We start from the raw sequence: 17,766 nt of genomic DNA on the forward strand, positions 1-17,766 counted from the left end.
ATCTATATGTAACAATTATTAAACTTTCTCAACTTGCATATAACTTAATTCCAATGGTGTTTTTCTTCCGAAAATTTTCACCATAACTTCAAGTTTACGCTTTTCTTCATTAATCTTTTCAATAGTACCATCAAACCCGTTGAATGGACCATCAATAACTTTTACAGTTTCGCCAATTGTAAATGGAATTGCAACATTAGCGTTTGCATCTACAGTAAGCTCATCAACCTTACCTAACATTCTATTAACTTCAGATTGTCTTAAAGGCACAGGATCTCCTCCTTTTGTTTCACCTAAAAATCCAATAACGTTAGTTATGGATTTAATAATGTGAGGAATCTCACCACTTAAGTTGGCTTGAATCATTATATAACCAGGAAAATAAACTTTCTCCTTGTTGATCTTTTTTCCGTTACGGATTTGTATTACTTTTTCAGTAGGAACCAAAACTTGATCCACAAAATCTTCAAGACCTAAACGAGCAATTTCACCCTCTATATAAGCTTTGATTTTGTTCTCTTGACCACTTACAGCCCTTACTACATACCATTTTTTATTTCCACTATCTTCAGACATCCTCTTCTTGTATTTTACTTAATCCAGTCGAAATAAGCTTCGATAACTCCACTAAAAACAGTATCAACTCCCCAAATTGCCAAAGCAAATATAATTGAGAAAACAGCCACTACAATGGTCAAACGTTGTGCTTCAGCCCATGTTGGCCAAGTCACATTGTTTTTTAATTCACCAAAAGATTCTGAAATATAATTTACAAATCCTGACATTACGGTTGTGTTTATTTTAAAGCGAGTGCTTCTTATTCTTTATTAACTTCATTTAAATTATAGATACTACATAATTTAAATTGCTATGCACGGGTTGAGAGACTCGAACTCACGACACCTGGTTTTGGAGACCAGTGCTCTACCAACTGAGCTAAACCCGTAAACATAATCAAGGCACCCTGAAAATTCAAGACGCCTTAATTATTATTTTGACCATTATAAATTAGTCTAAGATTTCAGTTACTTGACCTGCACCTACTGTTCTACCACCTTCACGGATAGCGAAACGTAAACCTACGTTCATTGCAATCTTTTGGATAAGTTCAACAGTGATTGTCAAGTTGTCTCCTGGCATAACCATTTCAACTCCATCAGGAAGCATAATGTTTCCAGTTACGTCAGTTGTACGTACGTAGAACTGTGGACGGTAGTTATTATGGAATGGAGTATGACGTCCACCTTCTTCTTTTTTCAAGATATAAACCTCAGCTTTAAATTTAGCGTGTGGAGTAACAGATCCTGGCTTAACAATAACCATACCTCTAGAGATTTGAGTTTTCTCAATACCTCTTAATAAGATACCTGCGTTATCTCCAGCTTCACCTCTGTCAAGGATTTGACGGAACATTTCGATACCTGTAATAGTAGAAGTTAATTTCTCAGCTCCCATACCGATGATTTCAACTGGATCTCCAGTTTTAGCAACACCAGTTTCGATACGACCTGTAGCAACAGTTCCACGACCAGTAATAGAGAAAACATCTTCAATAGGCATTAAGAAAGGCTTGTCCATATCACGTAATGGCTCTTCGATCCAAGCGTCAACAGATTCCATTAATTGCAATACTGTATCTACCCATTTTTGCTCACCGTTAAGTGCTCCTAAAGCAGAACCTTGGATTACAGGACCATTATCACCATCATATTCGTAGAATGATAATAAATCTCTGATTTCCATTTCAACTAGCTCTAACAACTCTTCGTCATCAACCATATCCACTTTATTCATGAATACAACAATACGAGGAATACCTACTTGACGACCTAAAAGGATGTGCTCACGAGTTTGTGGCATAGGACCATCTGTAGAAGCAACCACAAGAATAGCACCGTCCATTTGAGCAGCACCAGTAACCATGTTCTTTACGTAATCCGCGTGACCTGGACAGTCAACGTGAGCGTAGTGACGGTTTGCTGTTGCATATTCTACGTGAGATGTATTAATTGTAATACCTCTTTCTTTCTCTTCTGGAGCGTTATCAATTTGATCAAAAGATCTCGCTTCTGAAAAACCTGCATCAGCTAATACTTTAGTAATAGCAGCAGTTAAAGTTGTTTTACCGTGATCTACGTGTCCAATAGTACCTATGTTAAGGTGTGGTTTTGAACGATCGAAAGTTGCCTTTGCCATGTTTAATTTATTTTAATCTTAATTTATATTAGTGTTCAAAAATTTAATTTTGCTTATTTTCAAAAAGAGCCAATGACGAGAATTGAACTCGTGACCTCTTCCTTACCAAGGAAACGCTCTACCCCTGAGCTACACCGGCGGTTCATTTACGATAGCCGATTTTCAGATCTACGATTCGTAAACCATAGTACGCAACTCGTAAATTAATCTAGAGCAGGACACCACGCAAAGTAATTGCGATGATATCCTTTTTTAAGAGCGGGTCCACATCGTATAATATATGTGACCACATTTCACTTTTAGAGCGGGAGACCGGGTTCGAACCGGCGACATTCAGCTTGGAAGGCTGACGCTCTACCAACTGAGCTACTCCCGCATTTTTAGAAATTCCGTTTAAGAAATTTCAAACTTCATTATTTAATGAACATAACCTTGTTTAGAACTAATTCGCTATGCTCATCAACTCTGTCCAGATGATTCTGAACTAATTTCAAAATAAGGTTTTGCAAAGGTAAGCATTTTTACAATAACTTATTTGAAAAAATTTGTGGGGAGAGCAGGATTCGAACCTGCGAAGACGTAGTCAGCAGATTTACAGTCTGCCCTCGTTGGCCGCTTGAGTATCTCCCCAATTAATCAATCTTTTTTAATGAACTCTAAACTGGTTTCCCAGTGCTCTTATCGAAGGAAGCGAATCTCAAAAACTCTTCGAGTTTTTTGAGCCGATGGAGGGACTCGAACCCACGACCTGCTGATTACAAATCAGCTGCTCTAGCCAGCTGAGCTACATCGGCTTTTTATGACCTCTTCCTTCAATAAAAAAGCCCGCTATTTCTAACGGACTGCAAATGTATATAAATATTTAAGTATTCAAAACATTTTTTTTATTTTTTTTTATTTTTTTTTCAAATGTGAGATCGCAATTTCTCTTTTCTTTTCTTTAACTGCCTCTCTAGCGAGGAGATAGCCATATCAGCACCTTCTTCAAAAGTTTTACACTGCTTCTTTACAACAAAGCTATCACCAGGAACATTGACCCTTGCTTCGAATATTTTATTTTCTTTATCGCTTGTATTTTCCACTTTAAGGTATACATCAGATTGGATGACCTTATCATAAAACAAATCTAACTTATCCATTCTTTTTTGAATAAAGTCGATCAACTTTTTGTCTGCACTAAAGTTAACGGATTGCATGTTTACTTTCATCTGTTGTTTGTTTAATAAATTCACAGTATAAAATTATTGAACATCGCGTTTTATAATTTCACACCTTCATTTGGGTTAGACACTAGGTATTATTTTTACTTCTTGGATGTGCACCGTCGTACACCTTTTTTAATTCGGCTATACTATTATGAGTATAGACTTGGGTCGCCGCTAAACTTGAATGCCCCAGCAATTCCTTAACAGCATTTAAATCGGCCCCTTCATTAAGCAAATGAGTCGCAAATGAGTGCCTCAATATATGCGGACTCTTTTTTACTTTTAAAGATGCTTTACTAAAATACTCATTAATAATTCTGTAAACAAGCGTTTCATATATTTTTAAACCTTTTTTAGTTAAAAACAAGTATTCGTGGTTTTCAATGTTCTCCAACGAATTTCTTAACCTTATATATGTTTTCGCAGTCGTTACCACGGTATCAATTAATGGTATCAACCGTTCTTTATTTCGCTTTCCGAGTACTTTTAAGGTTTTATTGGAGAGATCAATATCCTTAAGTTTAATTTGAATAAGTTCAATACGCCGGATTCCGGTAGCATAAAACAACTCGACAATCAGCCGGTTTCTGACGCCTTCAAAATCGGTTTCTGATTCTAAGATTTGCATCACATCTTCCATTTCCTTTTGTGAAAATGGTATTTGAACCTTCTTTGTTGTTTTTAGAGCTTTGTGTTTTGATAACGGATTGGATTGAATCGCTTCCGTTTTAATCAAAAACTTAAAATAAGAATTCAAAGATGAAATCTTACGGTTGATGGTCCTATTGGAAATCTTGGACTCCACGAGCATGACAATCCAACGTCTTATTTGTGCGTAGTTAACATCTTGGATGGAATTAGATCCATATTCTTGAGTGATGAATTTTAAAAAACTTTCAAGATCGGTCAGATAAGCTTTGACAGTCAAATCAGAATAGTTCTTTTCATGTAGTAAATATTCGGAAAAGTATGAGAATTCTTTGTTTAATGCGGACATGAAGCAACCCATTTATAGATTTAGGTTTTTAAATATAAGGCAAAAAAAAATTCCTGCTACTGCAGGAATCTCTTTTATTAAATTTCTATAAAACGATTACACGTTTTCTTGATCTCTCAATCGTTGAACATATTGCGCTTTTTGAATCAAAGCTCTGTTCTCAACTGAAGGCTTTGTAAACTGCTTACGAGACTGTAATTGACGTTTCGTTCCAGTTTTATCAAACTTACGTTTGTAACGCTTTAACGCTCTATCTATATTTTCTCCTTCTTTAATTGGTATTATTAACATAGTGTCTTAACCTCCTCTCTTTTAGAATTTTCAGGCTGCAAATATAAAAAGTAAATTATAATGCACAATTTTATTTTTTAAAAATATTTACTGAAAATTCTAAGCCTTGTAAAAGTGCCCGAAATACGACATAAATCTGTTCTTTAGAATTGGTTAAATTTCTGTTTTTACCTATAAAGGAGAATTACTTGTACCCTAAATATTTAATCTTTGAATAACGACGAGCGCTTGGTCAAGTCCTGAATCAGTTTTTCATCCTCTTCACTTTCCAATAAGGTATTATAGTTTCTCCAAAAATCCTTGTTATAAGGTTTTATTGCGAAAATATCTGGGTCCCATGGTTTTTGAAGTGCTATTTGTACTTGTTCTGGATCGAGGATAATTTCAGTAAACAACAATTCCTGTACGGTATAATAAAAACGTTCGTCAGTGTTTGGCTCGGCTTCATTTACTTCGCCAGGCTTTGTTGGTTTATAGCCGACATTCACAAGCTTTGGCGTTTCATAATAAATGTAGTTTGGATACATTTTCTCTTGATACTCTCTAAACGTCATTATTAATTTGTGATTGATTTGCGTATCAAAAAGTGTTTTACTCCTACTCTTTTGTGCTTTTGATGCTGCCACCAATTCATATTCCAATTTCTTAATAGCGTAATTATCATAATAAATATACAACCATCCTTTAGCCTGATACCCGTCATTATAAATACCTTTTGTTTCAAGGTTTATAAATTGATGGCTTTCAGAAATCTCAATTTTATACAGTTTACGGTCGTTATCAACTAGGATGGTGTCTAACCTGAATTGGTGTTTATCCAAAACATCATCACCAAATAACGCGCGATTGGAATTGACATTTCTAAAAACATTCAGTTTGCTTTCAAATAAATTCTGAAGTCCATTAACTCGCGTATCATTCCATTTAATTGCTTTTACTAAAGTTGATGTCTTAATGGTATCCCGTCTTAAATTTCTGGCGTGGAGATTTGCTTTGTTCGCCTTTTCCTTTAGATAGGCTGTATACGTCAGTAAACTGTCCACATCACGTAAATCATAACTTTTTCTAACCTGATCTACATTTATTTTAAGATTGGACGCTGCCGGAGAGGCGTAACTCGAATCGTAAACGGTGATGGCACTTTCGATAAGCCATTTAAATTCTATTCTATTGCGTTCTTTATGACGTAAAAAGCCTTTTTGTAAATACGGCAATTCAGGCATATTCACAGATAATCTTTCTAGTGCTTTCAACACAATGTCATTTCCTGTTTTAGGTCGGGTTTCCGCAACCAGCACAATCTCATCCAAAGAAGCAACATCTTCTTCCAAATAAATTTCTTGAGTATTGTCGAATTCGCTGACCAATGTTTTAAAACTTTTAAAACCAATGGACGAAATAACTAAAGTATCGTTTACAAATTGATTGGGTACTTGTAATACGAATTTACCATCGGCATTACTTACAGTTCCGATAGTTGTGTTTTGCACGTAGATACTTGCACTTTCTATAGGCATCAGCGTACCGAAATCTGAAATTTTATTTTTGAGTTCCTTTTGCGAAAACGCAGAAAAACACAAAAAGCAAATTGATAACGTTAGTAGGTGTTTGAAATAATTTACTTTCATGTGGGAGTGGGGATTAATGATTTATCTCGCTTTTTATTCACTTAAAATAAAAACCTCATTTAAGCGGAATTGAATCACTAAAATGAGGTTTTCATATGTTGTTGCTGTTGTAATTCCTGTGTTGAATTACGTTGCTGGTTTATAATCTTTTTTATCGATTACCATTTTGGCGATAATTCATTTTGAATGTTCGCAAAATGATAATCAAAACAATTACGTCGCTGGTTTATAGTCTTTCTTATCGATTACCATTTTGGCGATAATTCTTTTTGAATGTTCGCAAAATGATAATCAAAACAATTATGTCGCCGGTTTATAATCTTTCTTATCAATTATCATTTTGGCGATAATTTCTCTCAAAATTTCAGAAGTGCCGCCACCGATTGGACCTAATCTACTATCACGCAACAATCGCGCCATTGGGTAATCTTCCATATAGCCATAACCACCTAAAAATTGTAGACAACCGTAAATAACCTCGTCAGCCATTTTAGTGGCATGCAATTTAGACATGGTCGCTTCTTTCACTACATATTCTCCTTTATTCAAGCGATAAGCCACAGAATAATTGAACTCTTTTGCGATTTCCATTTCTGTATAGAAATCCGCTACTTTATGACGTAATGCCTGAAATTTATCGATAGTTTTTCCAAACGCCGTACGCTCAGACATGTATTGTACCGCATATTCTAATGCGAATTCAGCTCTTGCGTGGGCGTTGATACCCATAATCAATCGTTCTAATGCAAAATGTTGCATGATGTAAGGGAAACCTTTGCCTTCTTCACCCATAAGTTGATCAGCAGGAATGGTCACATTATCAAATGCGATTTCACCGGTATCTGATGCTCTCCACCCTAACTTATCAAGTTTTGACGCTGAAATTCCTGGAGTATCTCTATCCATTACAAAAATACTCATCCCATTATGGCCAGCATCTGGATCTGTTTTAGCAGCAACTACTAAGTAATCACTGTAAATCCCATTCGTAATAAAAGTTTTGGATCCATTTATCACATAAGTATCGCCTTTCTTAACAGCAGTAGTGCGCATACCTGCAACATCACTTCCACCGAAGGGTTCTGTAATACATAAACATCCAATTTTATCGCCCAAAATACTAGGCGCTAAATATTTTTCCTTTATTTCATGACTGCCTTCTTTATTGAGGTGCGTCATTGCCAAATAAGCGTGTGCCCACATTGCTGCTGCAAATCCGCCAGAATTTATTTTTTGTAATTCCTCAAGGAAAATTACGGTATAAAACAAATCTAGGTTCATTCCACCATAAGCTTCAGGATAATTGATTCCGAAAAAGCCCATGTCGCCAAACTTTTTCCAAATGAATCGTTCAATAGTTCCCGTTTTTTCCCATTTGTCAATATGAGGAACGACCTCTTTCTTTAAGAAATCTTGTAAACTTTTTCTAAAAAGTTGATGTTCTTCTGTGAAGTACATGCTATTCATATATTGTATTTTTCAATTAATTAAGTTTCAAATATAACTTAATTATCTCAAATTTTTGAACTGGGAATTTTTTAACCAGTAACAACTCATCAAAAGATTTAAAGCCTTCTCTTAAGGTACGTTGCTCAATAATATAGTGTGCAATTTCATAATCGATGTGCTGAATGGTGACCAATTGATCTTTCGTAGCGCTATTAAGATCTAACTTCTCGATCGGTCTTGGTGTTTTAACTGCAAAATCATTGGTAAGACGTTCAATGACTTCTGGTGTTAATCCATAGATATCCTGAAGTTGGATTTCTGATATAAATCCGCCCTTAAATTTATTCCGGTATTTGATAATATTGTCGGACAACTTTTCTCCAATCCCATTCACCTTTTGTAGGTCTTGAGCGGTAGCGGTATTCAAGTCTGACTTTTGTGCAAATGTTTTTGAACCATACTTCTTTTGATCAGGATTTTTGGAATAATCTACCCAATTGGTTTTCGCTTTTGGTTGGGTAACCCATTCCGGAAATTTAAATAACGGTTGTAAAATTGCTAATAGTGAATCGGACACTTTTGTCACCTCCTGAAATTGTTTGGCAGAATTAACCCATTGGTCGGCGGCTCTAAATGCCAACAACCGATCGATTTCTACGGGTGACATTCCTAAGGTATAACCTTTAAAATCGGTGATGTAATTGGGATTGAAAGGATACACTTTAGGCTGGTTCTTTGCGGCAGCAACGAGCTTTAAGGAATCAACTTGCTTTCTGAATACTTCCAACTGTTTGGCATCTGTCTGGATATCTTCTGAAGAAAAGTCAACAAATGCATAAATACATTGGAAGACCACAATGAGTACGGCCAATAAAAAAATCCCATTCCGTTGACTGTTAGAAAACTTGAAATGGGATTTGATTGCCATGATGAATTATTTATTATTTAGGCTCCTGCTTTTTATAAAGAAGATTGGCCTTTAATTTTACAATATATGCATCTAAATCAAACTTGACTTCTTTAGACATAATGTACAATCCTATAATATTAGGGAATGACATTGCCAAAATCATCATATCTGAGAAGTCTAATACAGCACCTAAACTTACAGAAGCTCCGATTACTACAAAGACTAAGAATAACATTTTATAGATGAATTCGATTTTTTTACTTTTTCCGAATAAGTATGTCCAAGCTCTCATTCCGTAATAAGACCAAGAAATCATTGTAGAGAAGGCGAATAAGAAAACCGCCACTGCCAATACATATGGGAACCAAGATATTTGACTTCCAAAAGCATCAGATGTTAACTGCGCTCCTGCTAAACCTTCAACTTCGTGCATTCCAGTAAAGATTAATACTAATGCAGTTAAAGTACATACTACAACCGTATCAATAAATGGTTCTAATAAAGCCACAAAACCTTCAGATGGTGGATGGTTCGTTTTTGCTGTACTATGTGCAATTGCTGCGGAACCAACACCAGCTTCATTTGAGAATGCGGCCCGTTGGAAACCGACGACCAATACTCCAATGACACCTCCTTTTAATGCAGATGCACTGAACGCACCATCAACAATCGCTGAAAATGCAGGTGCTATATTTTCAATATTCATAATGATTACCGCCAATGCTGCTACAATGTAGATAGTTGCCATAATTGGCACTACTTTACCTGTAACTCTTGCGATACTACTGATACCTCCAATAATCACGATACCAACTAAAATCGCAGTTATAATCCCGAACCAAAATCCGTTACCTGCCAGCACTGGAAACTGTCCTGCCATTTGCTCAAAAGATTGATTGGCCTGGAACATATTTCCTCCTCCAAAAGAGGCACCAACTGCAAGTACAGCAAATAATCCAGCCAATACTTTTCCTAAACCTTTCATTTGACGTTTTTCAAGTCCGTAACGTAAATAGTTCATCGGACCTCCAAAAACACGTCCATCAGGTAAGATATCTCTATATTTTACACCTAAGGTACACTCAACAAACTTTGTAGACATTCCTAAAAGTCCACACACAATCATCCAAAACGTTGCTCCTGCACCACCTACTGAAACTGCTACTGCAACTCCGGCAATGTTACCTAAACCAACAGTTCCTGAAACTGCAGTTGCCAAAGCTTGAAAATGCGTTACTTGGCCTGGAGCATCAGGATCATCATATTTACCACGTGCTAAATCAATAGCGTGTTTAAAGCCTCTGAAATTAATAAAGCCCATTCTAATCGTAAAGAACACAGCTCCCACAACCAACCATATCACGATAAATGGAATTGGTTTTGTTAATGGATCACCATTAGGGTGTGTCAATACAACTGGTTTTTCATAAATTACTTGGGCAAAATTATGAGCCCCTTGTTCAATAACATGTTTTGAATTATCAGAATTATAAATGACTTTTCCTTCAGAGATTAAGTGACGTAATTTACCTTGAGCGGTTGATGTTACGGTGATTTCCTTACCATCCTTATCGGTTATGATAGCAATTGGTACATCTCTTGAAACTTTAGCCCCTTCCGGTTTAAGCCATTGTTTAAGCGTATATTTATTCTGAACCTCATTGGTCCAATCCGGAACACCAATTTGTTTTTCATCTGCATAAACCACAGGATCATAAACACCAATCGCTGCAAATGGATCCCAAAACAACACAGCACCTAAAGCCGCAACGGCAGGTGTCATTGTTCCGTTAAATACTTCTGTTATAGCACCTGTTTTTACAGTATAAACTGAAGTTTTTGTATTGCCAACGGCATCTGTTACAACCACTGAATATGGCACACCTTCAGTTAAGCCTACAGCCTTATTAGAAGTTAAGGGTGTGTTTTGATTACTCCATCTATAGGTGTAAGGCGCAACACCTCCTGTTGCGGTAATCGTAATAACACCATCATTAATGCTTTCTGATGGATTTACCACTTCTCCACGAACCTCCAAATCTTGAGCAAAAATTAATACGGGAAATAAGGTTAGAAATAGGGTAAGAAGATAATTCTTCATAAGTGAATATTGTATTAGTTAGTTATAATATTTGGTTAAAAACACCACAAGATGCTAAAAAAAAATGATTTTATAAAGGTTTGCTTGTTAAAATGAAAAACTTCGCAATTCTAGTGAAGATTGAAATAGTCTTAGGTATATATTGTAGTTTATACATTGATGACACCTTTATATAATCCAATTTAAATTGAATGTACACTGTGTCACAGAATTAGAATATCTAAAAACAGATTGTTATCTAAATAATCTAAGTTTCGAAGGTGAAAACCATCGCTTACAAATCAAAAACAGAAGACCGCTTTGTGTAAATTAAATCTTTAATGCGCATCCAAAAAGCGAAGAACAAATAAAGCGCAAATCCAAAGCCTACCGTTACAAAGGTCAAATACATAAAAGATATGCGTACCACTTTGGCCCGAATACCCAACCTGTCGGCAATACGCTGACAAACGTAATACCCACGTTTTTGAAAATAAAGTAAAGGTTTATAGAAGATGTTCATCAAAACAAAGTTGCTAAAAATTAATCATATAAAAAAAAGCCACTTCAAATAAAGTGGCCATTTTTTAAAACTATTTTTTAGTTATGAATGATTGGATCAGGATTACCATCTGGATCACCCTTTACAGTGCCATCTGAAGACGGATTTCCTAATAATAGAACACCTGCAGCATGTGGTGCTGCCATAGAAGTTCCGCTAATTGAATTGTAACCACCACCTTTCCAAGTTGAATATACTGACACACCAGGTGCACAATAATCTACTGCAGATCCATAGTTAGAAAATGAAGCCCAGTTATCGCTAGAATTCATTGCTGAAATGGTGTAAATATTATTTCCATTGACTCTTGCTGGAGAATGATTGTTTGCGTTGTCAGACTCATTACCTGCCGCTAAAGCAAACTTCAATCTAGAAGAAGCTGCTAAAACTGCATTATCAAGTGCTGTAGAAACGCCTCCACCTAAACTCATATTGGCAACGTCATTACTACTAGCATTTGCTGCAACATAATCAACACCGGCAATTACTCCTGAGGTTGAACCACTACCACGTCTATCTAAAACTCTAACCGCGACAATTGTTGTACCTGGGGCAACACCTACAGAACCTATAGAATTGTTAAGTGCACCGATAGTTCCGGCAACATGCGTTCCATGACCGTTTTGATCATCTGGAGTTGAGTTTTTTCCTAAAAATGATCTACTTCTAGCCTCGTCAACATTTAAATCTGGATGGTCTAAATCTACTCCTGAGTCTATCACCCAAGCCGTGTGCGCTGAAGCCGTAGTTCCACCGCCAACTCTTAACGTGCCATAAGGAATTTGTTGATCTGGTGAAGAACCACCACCGTTTCCTCCTGGTTTGCCTCTGTAAGGTGCTATTTTTATAGTCATATCTCTTTCGATACTTTTAACGCGCGAATCGCCTTTTAAAAGTCGTAATTGCTCATCCGTTAAGTTGGCGGCAAACCCATTTAAAGTATGTCCGAACGTTTGTGTAATTGAAGCTTCGGTCAGTTTTGCCATTTTAAATTCTTCAACATACATCGCTTTCAAATCTTGCATTTGTCGCTCGTATACCTCTGGCGTTGCTGCTTTCTGAAGTGGCGCCAATTTATTGTGGATATCATTATAAACCACAATATAACTACCAGGAATTGCTTGTGATTCCTCGAATGTTACGTTTTCAGCTTCTACTACTGGGTGTTCTGTTGAATCAGTTTGACAGTTAATAAGTGTCATACTTAGAACGCCGACAAAAGAATACTTTAAAATTGATTTAATCTTCATTTTTTACTATTTAAAGGTTAATTTGACTCTCAAGTTAGGGCTTATTTGTTAAAATTTTTAACACTTTCTTATGTTTTCGATGAAAAACATGTGTTAAAATCAAATTCGCTCCTTATTTATATATCATAAACACCACAAAAATTAAAACCCTTCAGACTTAATTAAAGCATGCCCAATGGCACATTCCATACATTTATTTTTGTCACAATATTCCGTTTTGAGCTGAAGGAGGGCTTGTGAAATCATGGCTGACGTTGCAATAGGTTTAAGATGATGATACGCTGTAATAATGCTATTATTTTCTGGACTTATCTTTTGTGCAAGAACTAAGGTAGGCTCCGTAGGATTCTTACCTTGATATTTTAGATAGCTAAACCTAAGTGGCAAAACGGTATTGATCAGCAGCAAATCAATGAAGTTTTTTGTGAGCAGTTTTTTAGATGTTTTAGATGTTTTTTCGAACGTGAAATGTGTCTCCCAAAATTCTGAGGTCCCCACTTGGAACAGTGCATACAAATCTTCCAGAGATTCTGCCGCCATCACCTTAGTGAAAAAATTGGGATGCTGATAGTACAACATCGCCAATTGGGACAGTCTTATGGTTGGAAAATTGGGAGGTCGAAGCCTGAAGAATTGTAGCGGAATGACATTCGTAGTGGATAAATTAAATTTCTGCTTCAAAAATTGATACTCCTTTATCAGATTCAAATAATAGGCATTTTCAACATCCTTTTCCAATACACCAACTTGTCCAAAAAATAAAGCTTCCAGTTGCAATGGCTGGCTTTGTAGTTTTCTAACAATTGAAAAATCAAAGGAGTTGGCCATACTCAAAAATGCAGCTCCATTAACTTTGAGTCCGAAATTCTTGGCTAAAAGAACAAACAGCACCGCTTCCCAATCGTTTTTAGAAGTGTCCAACAACTCTTCAATCATGGTCGACTTTCTTTCGAGACGTTCTATATAAAGGCGCTCCAGCCAATTCTGCAGTAAAAAATCATCAACGTCAGCAAAGTCTGATTCGCAATTGATCCATTTATGTGGTGTCAGCAATAACTTTTGGTAATTATGGAATACATTTTTATGAATTATCGACTTTAGTTCCAACGTGGGAATAATGGAATTGTCTTTCCTAAAGATATCAGTATCGTGCTCATAAACTACATGTAAAATGACATTATCATAGGCAGCATCTACTTCATGGTTATGCACATACCAATCACTAGATTTGATATGTATCTCCACATTTCCCACCCATATCTGTCCGTTAATTTGAAGTTGAGCATTGAAAAAATCGGGACCACCATTGAGATTAGGCTGTCCGTTGTTGCGTAAAACAATTGCTTCACCATGTGTAGTTTGTAACCTGGCGGTATCAAACTTTTTAAATTGCCATATATAATGGAGAAAAGCCTCTTGCATACCTTTAAAATTAAGATATTAAAGGCTCGCTATTACATGGTATAGAAGATTAATTTAAATCAAGAACACCAAAAGAGACTACTGCTCAATACTTTGCGCTTCAAAACCTGTAATTGTTTGGTCGCTGATGGTTACCGATATCTGAATTGGATTGCAACACACTTCACAATCTTCCACATAACTTTGGTGCGGCACAGAATAGTCCAAGAGCATTGAAATCTCTTCCCAACAATAAGGGCATTGAAAAAAGTGCTCTTCCATAGGTTCCTAGCTTACTTGTTCTAGTTCTTCTTGAATGGTTTCCCACTCTTGCATTAAGCTGGCAAGTTTTTCCTTTTTCGCCTTATAGCGATCAAAGAATTTCGGATCAGCGCTGGTTTTGTCATAATCTGTTGCAAGGTCGGCATCCATCGATTTGATTTCCTTTTCATGTTGGCTAATTTTAGCTTCAACATTACTCAACCTATTATTCAACGATTTCAATTTCTTCTGATCTTCGTAAGTCTGCTTATTGGTTTCTTTAGGAGTTTCTTTAACCACATCACGTTTTTCAATCTCTCTCAAGTTTTCAACATTACGCTGATCTAGATAAAAATCAATATCGCCTAAGTATTCTTTGATGCGTTGGTCTTTGAACTCATACACACTATTAGTCAAACCTTGAAGGAAATCCCTATCATGCGATACTAAGATTAATGTGCCTTCAAATCTGGTCAGTGCCTCTTTCAACACATTTTTAGATTTGATGTCCAAGTGATTGGTAGGCTCATCCATTACCAGCACGTTAAAGGGTTGTAATAATAATTTAGCCAAGGCCAAACGGTTACGCTCACCACCGGAAAGGACTCTTACATATTTATCAGCTTCTTCGCCTCTAAAAAGGAATGACCCAAGAATATCACGGACTTTACTCCTATTCTTTTCATTGGCGGCGTCAATCATAGTGTCCAACACTGTCTTGTTACCATCTAAATACTCCGCCTGATTTTGAGCAAAATATCCGATTTGAACATTATGACCGAGTTTTAAATGGCCTTCATATTTTAATTCGCCTACAATAATTTTTGCCAAAGTAGATTTTCCTTGACCGTTTTGACCAACAAAAGCAATCTTACTTCCGCGTTCTACATTAAGGTGAATATTTTTTAGAACTTGAAGATTCCCATATCTTTTGGAAATATGATCCGCTTCAACCACAACTCTTCCAGGCATCACTGACACCGGGAAGTTAAGCGTCATCACACTATTATCATCTTCATCAACTTCAATTCGATCCATACGATCCAATTTTTTAATGAGCGATTGTGCCATGGTTGCTTTAGAAGCTTTAGCTCTAAACTTCTCTATTAGCTTTTCAGTTTGCTCAATCTGCTTTTGCTGATTTTTTTGCGATGCCAATTGCTGAGTTTTAAGCTCATTACGAAGCACTAAATAGTCAGAATAAGCCTTTTTATAATCGTAAATTCTTCCAAGGGAAATTTCAATGGTGCGGTTAGTTACGTTATCCAAGAACATTTTATCATGCGATACAATTACGACAGCACCTACATAATTCTTCAAAAAGCCTTCAAGCCAGATAATGGATTCAATATCCAAGTGATTGGTAGGCTCATCCAAAAGTAGGATGTCATTGTTTTGAAGTAATAATTTAGCAAGCTCAATACGCATACGCCATCCACCGGAAAAAGTATCCGTCAACTTATTAAAATCTTCACGCTTAAAACCAAGTCCTTGTAGAATTTTCTCTGTCTCGCCTTGATAGTTGTACCCACCAACAATTTCATATTGGTGCTGGAACTCGCTCAAATCGACCATCAACTGATGATACAAATCACTTTCATAATCTGTACGCACCACCAATTGTTCATTGATGTGTTCTATTTTAGCTTCCAGTTCTTTAATTTCCTTGAAGGCTTCATAAGCTTCTTCAAGTACGGTTCTTCCCAAAACAAAATCGATATCCTGTTTTAGAAAACCGATGCTCAAATTTTTATCGGCAGCAATCTGTCCAGAATCTGGTTCTATTTCTTTGGATAATATTTTAAGCATGGTGGATTTACCTGCACCGTTTTTTCCGATGAGGCCAATTCTGTCGCCAGCGCCAAGTCTGAAAGTGATATCTTCAAAAAGGTATTCCCCCTGAAAAGAGATAGAAAGATTGTGTATATTGAGCATTTTTGTAAGGATTTCTACAAAACATTGATTTTAAAAATCTTAAATTTGTAGTTTATTTGAAAATGCAAAAGTAATCATTTACCATGATAAATAAAGGAAGTAAATTGTATAGTATTTTTACGGGTGTTTGTCCGAAATGTCATGAAGAATCCATGTACTTTAATCCGAACCCTTATATGATGGCGGATACCCTTAAGATTCGTGAGAAATGTTCCAATTGCCAAACTACATACCGCATGGAGCCCTCTTTCTTTTTTGGGTCCATGTATGTGAGTTATGCGCTAGGCGTTGCTTTTGCAGTAGCAGCCTTCATTATAAGTTTCTTCTTTTTTGATTCCAGCTTAACCACAGCATTTATTGCCATTATTGGAACACTTGTAGTCTTTATGCCTATTATTATGCGATTATCGCGTAACATTTGGATCAATATGTTTATGAGCTACGACAAGAGTCTGGCAAAAAAACATGCCAAATAAAAACCTTAGGCCTAAATTAATCTTTAAAAGTAGAAGCGTAGGGAAATCCTATTTCGCTTGGAAGCGCTTGATATCTATTTCCGTTTCTAATGGTGTATCATGTTCCAAGTGCTGAAATAATTGTTTTGCCACATAAGGCCCAATCATCACACCACGTGTGCCCAATCCGTTTAAGATAGCCATATTCTTATATTCTGGATGTCTGCCCACAAGAGGCCTTCTATCTTTAACTGTAGGGCGTATGCCTGCAACTTGATTGACCACTTCATAATCGCAACTGATAAGTCCCTCTAATTTATCGAGGAGTTCTGTTTTTGCGGCTTCGGTTATAGCATGGGTTTTGTCTTCCCAATTGTAGGTGGCACCTACAGAATAACAATCGTCGAGTTCAGGAACAACAAAAATAGATGCTTTCAAAATAAACTCCATTTTAAGGTTTGGTGCTTTAATGGTTAACACTTCACCTTTGGCTACATGTAATGGAAGTTCCTTAAAAAACGGGTTTTGAACCATCCCAAATCCTTCGGCAAAAACAATGAATTTAGCCTTAACATTTTTGTAATTAACTTCATTATCACCCATAGCAACCGCATTATAATCAAAGCGTTCTTGAGCATAACTGTTGATGGTTTTTAAATACAGTTTATAATGCTGCAGTAACGTTGATGTGTCAATCCTACCGGTTTCCATGACTTTTCCAAAACCAAAAGGGGCATCTATGCTTGAATTGGAATTACTGATGACTTGCGGATGAAGGTAATTTTCCAAGCTTGGTTTATCAGAAGCATTAAACCAATCGTTCTGTTCTTCAATGGAAGCAAATCTTCTATAGACTGGAAGTTTATAATCTAACTTCACGCCCAATAATTTCTCCAGATGTCCATAAAATGAGGCTGCCATTTCTAACTGCTCCTTAGCCTTCCATACACCTGTAAAACGTTTTAGAATAACCGGATTATATAACCCTGCCGCGACGATGGACGACTGTTGAGAATGATCATCAAACACTAGGAATGATTTCCCTTGAGCCCGTAATTCTTCGCACAGAGAAACACCAGCCAATCCACAACCTACAATGATATAATCCACTTCTTTCATAAGCACAAAAGTACTATACTTAATTGT

The 17,766-nt window shown here is 36.5% G+C and carries 17 protein-coding genes and 5 tRNA genes; 1 reads left to right on the forward strand and 21 read right to left on the reverse strand.

The genetic code is table 11. From position 1 onward, the window contains the following. Nucleotides 1–18 precede the first annotated feature (18 nt). The 20 genes from nusG to Q0947_RS08895 form a co-directional block, all read right to left on the reverse strand. On the reverse strand, nt 19–576 hold the full coding sequence (gene nusG, locus Q0947_RS08800; RefSeq protein ID WP_299395831.1) for a transcription termination/antitermination protein NusG: 558 nt from the start codon (nt 574–576) through the stop codon (nt 19–21). 14 nt (nt 577–590) lie between these two features. Continuing rightward, complete coding sequence (secE, locus tag Q0947_RS08805) at nt 591–785, reverse strand: preprotein translocase subunit SecE (protein WP_299395835.1); 195 nt, start codon at nt 783–785, stop codon at nt 591–593. A gap of 88 nt (nt 786–873) precedes the next feature. Next, nucleotides 874–946, reverse strand: a tRNA-Trp gene (locus tag Q0947_RS08810). Between the two features lie 62 nt (nt 947–1,008). Then, complete coding sequence (gene tuf, locus Q0947_RS08815; protein ID WP_299395838.1) at nt 1,009–2,196, reverse strand: elongation factor Tu; 1,188 nt, start codon at nt 2,194–2,196, stop codon at nt 1,009–1,011. Nucleotides 2,197–2,263: 67 nt separating this feature from the next. After that, nucleotides 2,264–2,335, reverse strand: a tRNA-Thr gene (locus tag Q0947_RS08820). 164 nt (nt 2,336–2,499) lie between these two features. Then, nucleotides 2,500–2,572 (reverse strand) — tRNA-Gly (locus Q0947_RS08825). Nucleotides 2,573–2,744: 172 nt separating this feature from the next. After that, a tRNA-Tyr gene (locus tag Q0947_RS08830) sits at nt 2,745–2,826 on the reverse strand. Nucleotides 2,827–2,916: 90 nt separating this feature from the next. After that, nucleotides 2,917–2,990 (reverse strand) — tRNA-Thr (locus tag Q0947_RS08835). 111 nt (nt 2,991–3,101) lie between these two features. After that, on the reverse strand, nt 3,102–3,404 hold the full coding sequence (gene raiA, locus Q0947_RS08840) for a ribosome-associated translation inhibitor RaiA (RefSeq protein WP_299395841.1): 303 nt from the start codon (nt 3,402–3,404) through the stop codon (nt 3,102–3,104). Between the two features lie 82 nt (nt 3,405–3,486). Further along, the gene (locus tag Q0947_RS08845; RefSeq protein ID WP_299395845.1) at nt 3,487–4,398 is read right to left on the reverse strand and encodes a tyrosine-type recombinase/integrase; all 912 of its coding nucleotides are present in this window, start codon (nt 4,396–4,398) and stop codon (nt 3,487–3,489) included. A gap of 96 nt (nt 4,399–4,494) precedes the next feature. Further along, nucleotides 4,495–4,689, reverse strand: coding sequence for a 30S ribosomal protein S21 (gene rpsU / locus Q0947_RS08850; RefSeq protein ID WP_299395850.1), 195 nt, complete (start codon nt 4,687–4,689; stop codon nt 4,495–4,497). A gap of 203 nt (nt 4,690–4,892) precedes the next feature. Continuing rightward, nucleotides 4,893–6,317: a carboxypeptidase-like regulatory domain-containing protein gene (locus Q0947_RS08855; protein ID WP_299395853.1), complete on the reverse strand. Its 1,425-nt coding sequence runs from the start codon at nt 6,315–6,317 to the stop codon at nt 4,893–4,895. A gap of 300 nt (nt 6,318–6,617) precedes the next feature. Further along, entirely contained in the window at nt 6,618–7,784 is a 1,167-nt protein-coding gene (locus Q0947_RS08860; RefSeq protein ID WP_299395866.1) for an acyl-CoA dehydrogenase family protein, read from the reverse strand. A gap of 16 nt (nt 7,785–7,800) precedes the next feature. Further along, nucleotides 7,801–8,694, reverse strand: coding sequence for a helix-hairpin-helix domain-containing protein (locus Q0947_RS08865; RefSeq protein ID WP_299395867.1), 894 nt, complete (start codon nt 8,692–8,694; stop codon nt 7,801–7,803). 13 nt (nt 8,695–8,707) lie between these two features. Next, a complete protein-coding gene (locus Q0947_RS08870; RefSeq protein ID WP_299395868.1) occupies nt 8,708–10,777 on the reverse strand; it encodes an amino acid carrier protein in 2,070 nt (689 codons plus the stop codon). A 274-nt stretch (nt 10,778–11,051) separates the two neighbouring features. Beyond that, nucleotides 11,052–11,279, reverse strand: coding sequence for a PspC domain-containing protein (locus Q0947_RS08875; RefSeq protein WP_299395869.1), 228 nt, complete (start codon nt 11,277–11,279; stop codon nt 11,052–11,054). A gap of 77 nt (nt 11,280–11,356) precedes the next feature. Then, nucleotides 11,357–12,568, reverse strand: coding sequence for a S8 family peptidase (locus Q0947_RS08880; RefSeq protein WP_299395870.1), 1,212 nt, complete (start codon nt 12,566–12,568; stop codon nt 11,357–11,359). A gap of 141 nt (nt 12,569–12,709) precedes the next feature. Next, the gene (locus tag Q0947_RS08885; RefSeq protein WP_299395871.1) at nt 12,710–13,990 is read right to left on the reverse strand and encodes a DUF2851 family protein; all 1,281 of its coding nucleotides are present in this window, start codon (nt 13,988–13,990) and stop codon (nt 12,710–12,712) included. A 78-nt stretch (nt 13,991–14,068) separates the two neighbouring features. Then, complete coding sequence (locus tag Q0947_RS08890; RefSeq protein ID WP_299395872.1) at nt 14,069–14,251, reverse strand: CPXCG motif-containing cysteine-rich protein; 183 nt, start codon at nt 14,249–14,251, stop codon at nt 14,069–14,071. 6 nt (nt 14,252–14,257) lie between these two features. Further along, the gene (locus Q0947_RS08895; RefSeq protein ID WP_299395873.1) at nt 14,258–16,165 is read right to left on the reverse strand and encodes an ABC-F family ATP-binding cassette domain-containing protein; all 1,908 of its coding nucleotides are present in this window, start codon (nt 16,163–16,165) and stop codon (nt 14,258–14,260) included. 83 nt (nt 16,166–16,248) lie between these two features. Here Q0947_RS08895 and Q0947_RS08900 point away from each other — a divergent pair, with 83 nt between their 5' ends. Continuing rightward, nucleotides 16,249–16,641, forward strand: a complete 393-nt coding sequence (locus Q0947_RS08900) for a DUF983 domain-containing protein (RefSeq protein ID WP_299395875.1) — start codon at nt 16,249–16,251, stop codon at nt 16,639–16,641. 48 nt (nt 16,642–16,689) lie between these two features. Here the strand turns inward: Q0947_RS08900 and Q0947_RS08905 are convergent, their stop codons facing one another. Then, complete coding sequence (locus tag Q0947_RS08905; RefSeq protein ID WP_299395878.1) at nt 16,690–17,739, reverse strand: FAD-binding oxidoreductase; 1,050 nt, start codon at nt 17,737–17,739, stop codon at nt 16,690–16,692. Nucleotides 17,740–17,766 lie beyond the last annotated feature (27 nt).

The organism is uncultured Gelidibacter sp., assembly GCF_947500795.1.
Classification (GTDB): Bacteria; Bacteroidota; Bacteroidia; order Flavobacteriales; family Flavobacteriaceae; genus Gelidibacter.

Excerpts from the sequence above, each read along its gene's own strand:
- nusG (WP_299395831.1), bottom strand. The coding sequence starts at position 576 with ATGTCTGAAGATAGTGGAAATAAAAAATGGTATGTAGTAAGGGCTGTA.
- secE (WP_299395835.1), bottom strand. The coding sequence starts at position 785 with ATGTCAGGATTTGTAAATTATATTTCAGAATCTTTTGGTGAATTAAAA.
- tuf (WP_299395838.1), bottom strand. The coding sequence starts at position 2,196 with ATGGCAAAGGCAACTTTCGATCGTTCAAAACCACACCTTAACATAGGT.
- raiA (WP_299395841.1), bottom strand. The coding sequence starts at position 3,404 with ATGAAAGTAAACATGCAATCCGTTAACTTTAGTGCAGACAAAAAGTTG.
- Q0947_RS08845 (WP_299395845.1), bottom strand. The coding sequence starts at position 4,398 with ATGTCCGCATTAAACAAAGAATTCTCATACTTTTCCGAATATTTACTA.
- rpsU (WP_299395850.1), bottom strand. The coding sequence starts at position 4,689 with ATGTTAATAATACCAATTAAAGAAGGAGAAAATATAGATAGAGCGTTA.
- Q0947_RS08855 (WP_299395853.1), bottom strand. The coding sequence starts at position 6,317 with ATGAAAGTAAATTATTTCAAACACCTACTAACGTTATCAATTTGCTTT.
- Q0947_RS08860 (WP_299395866.1), bottom strand. The coding sequence starts at position 7,784 with ATGAATAGCATGTACTTCACAGAAGAACATCAACTTTTTAGAAAAAGT.
- Q0947_RS08865 (WP_299395867.1), bottom strand. The coding sequence starts at position 8,694 with ATGGCAATCAAATCCCATTTCAAGTTTTCTAACAGTCAACGGAATGGG.
- Q0947_RS08870 (WP_299395868.1), bottom strand. The coding sequence starts at position 10,777 with ATGAAGAATTATCTTCTTACCCTATTTCTAACCTTATTTCCCGTATTA.
- Q0947_RS08875 (WP_299395869.1), bottom strand. The coding sequence starts at position 11,279 with ATGAACATCTTCTATAAACCTTTACTTTATTTTCAAAAACGTGGGTAT.
- Q0947_RS08880 (WP_299395870.1), bottom strand. The coding sequence starts at position 12,568 with ATGAAGATTAAATCAATTTTAAAGTATTCTTTTGTCGGCGTTCTAAGT.
- Q0947_RS08885 (WP_299395871.1), bottom strand. The coding sequence starts at position 13,990 with ATGCAAGAGGCTTTTCTCCATTATATATGGCAATTTAAAAAGTTTGAT.
- Q0947_RS08890 (WP_299395872.1), bottom strand. The coding sequence starts at position 14,251 with ATGGAAGAGCACTTTTTTCAATGCCCTTATTGTTGGGAAGAGATTTCA.
- Q0947_RS08895 (WP_299395873.1), bottom strand. The coding sequence starts at position 16,165 with ATGCTCAATATACACAATCTTTCTATCTCTTTTCAGGGGGAATACCTT.
- Q0947_RS08900 (WP_299395875.1), top strand. The coding sequence starts at position 16,249 with ATGATAAATAAAGGAAGTAAATTGTATAGTATTTTTACGGGTGTTTGT.
- Q0947_RS08905 (WP_299395878.1), bottom strand. The coding sequence starts at position 17,739 with ATGAAAGAAGTGGATTATATCATTGTAGGTTGTGGATTGGCTGGTGTT.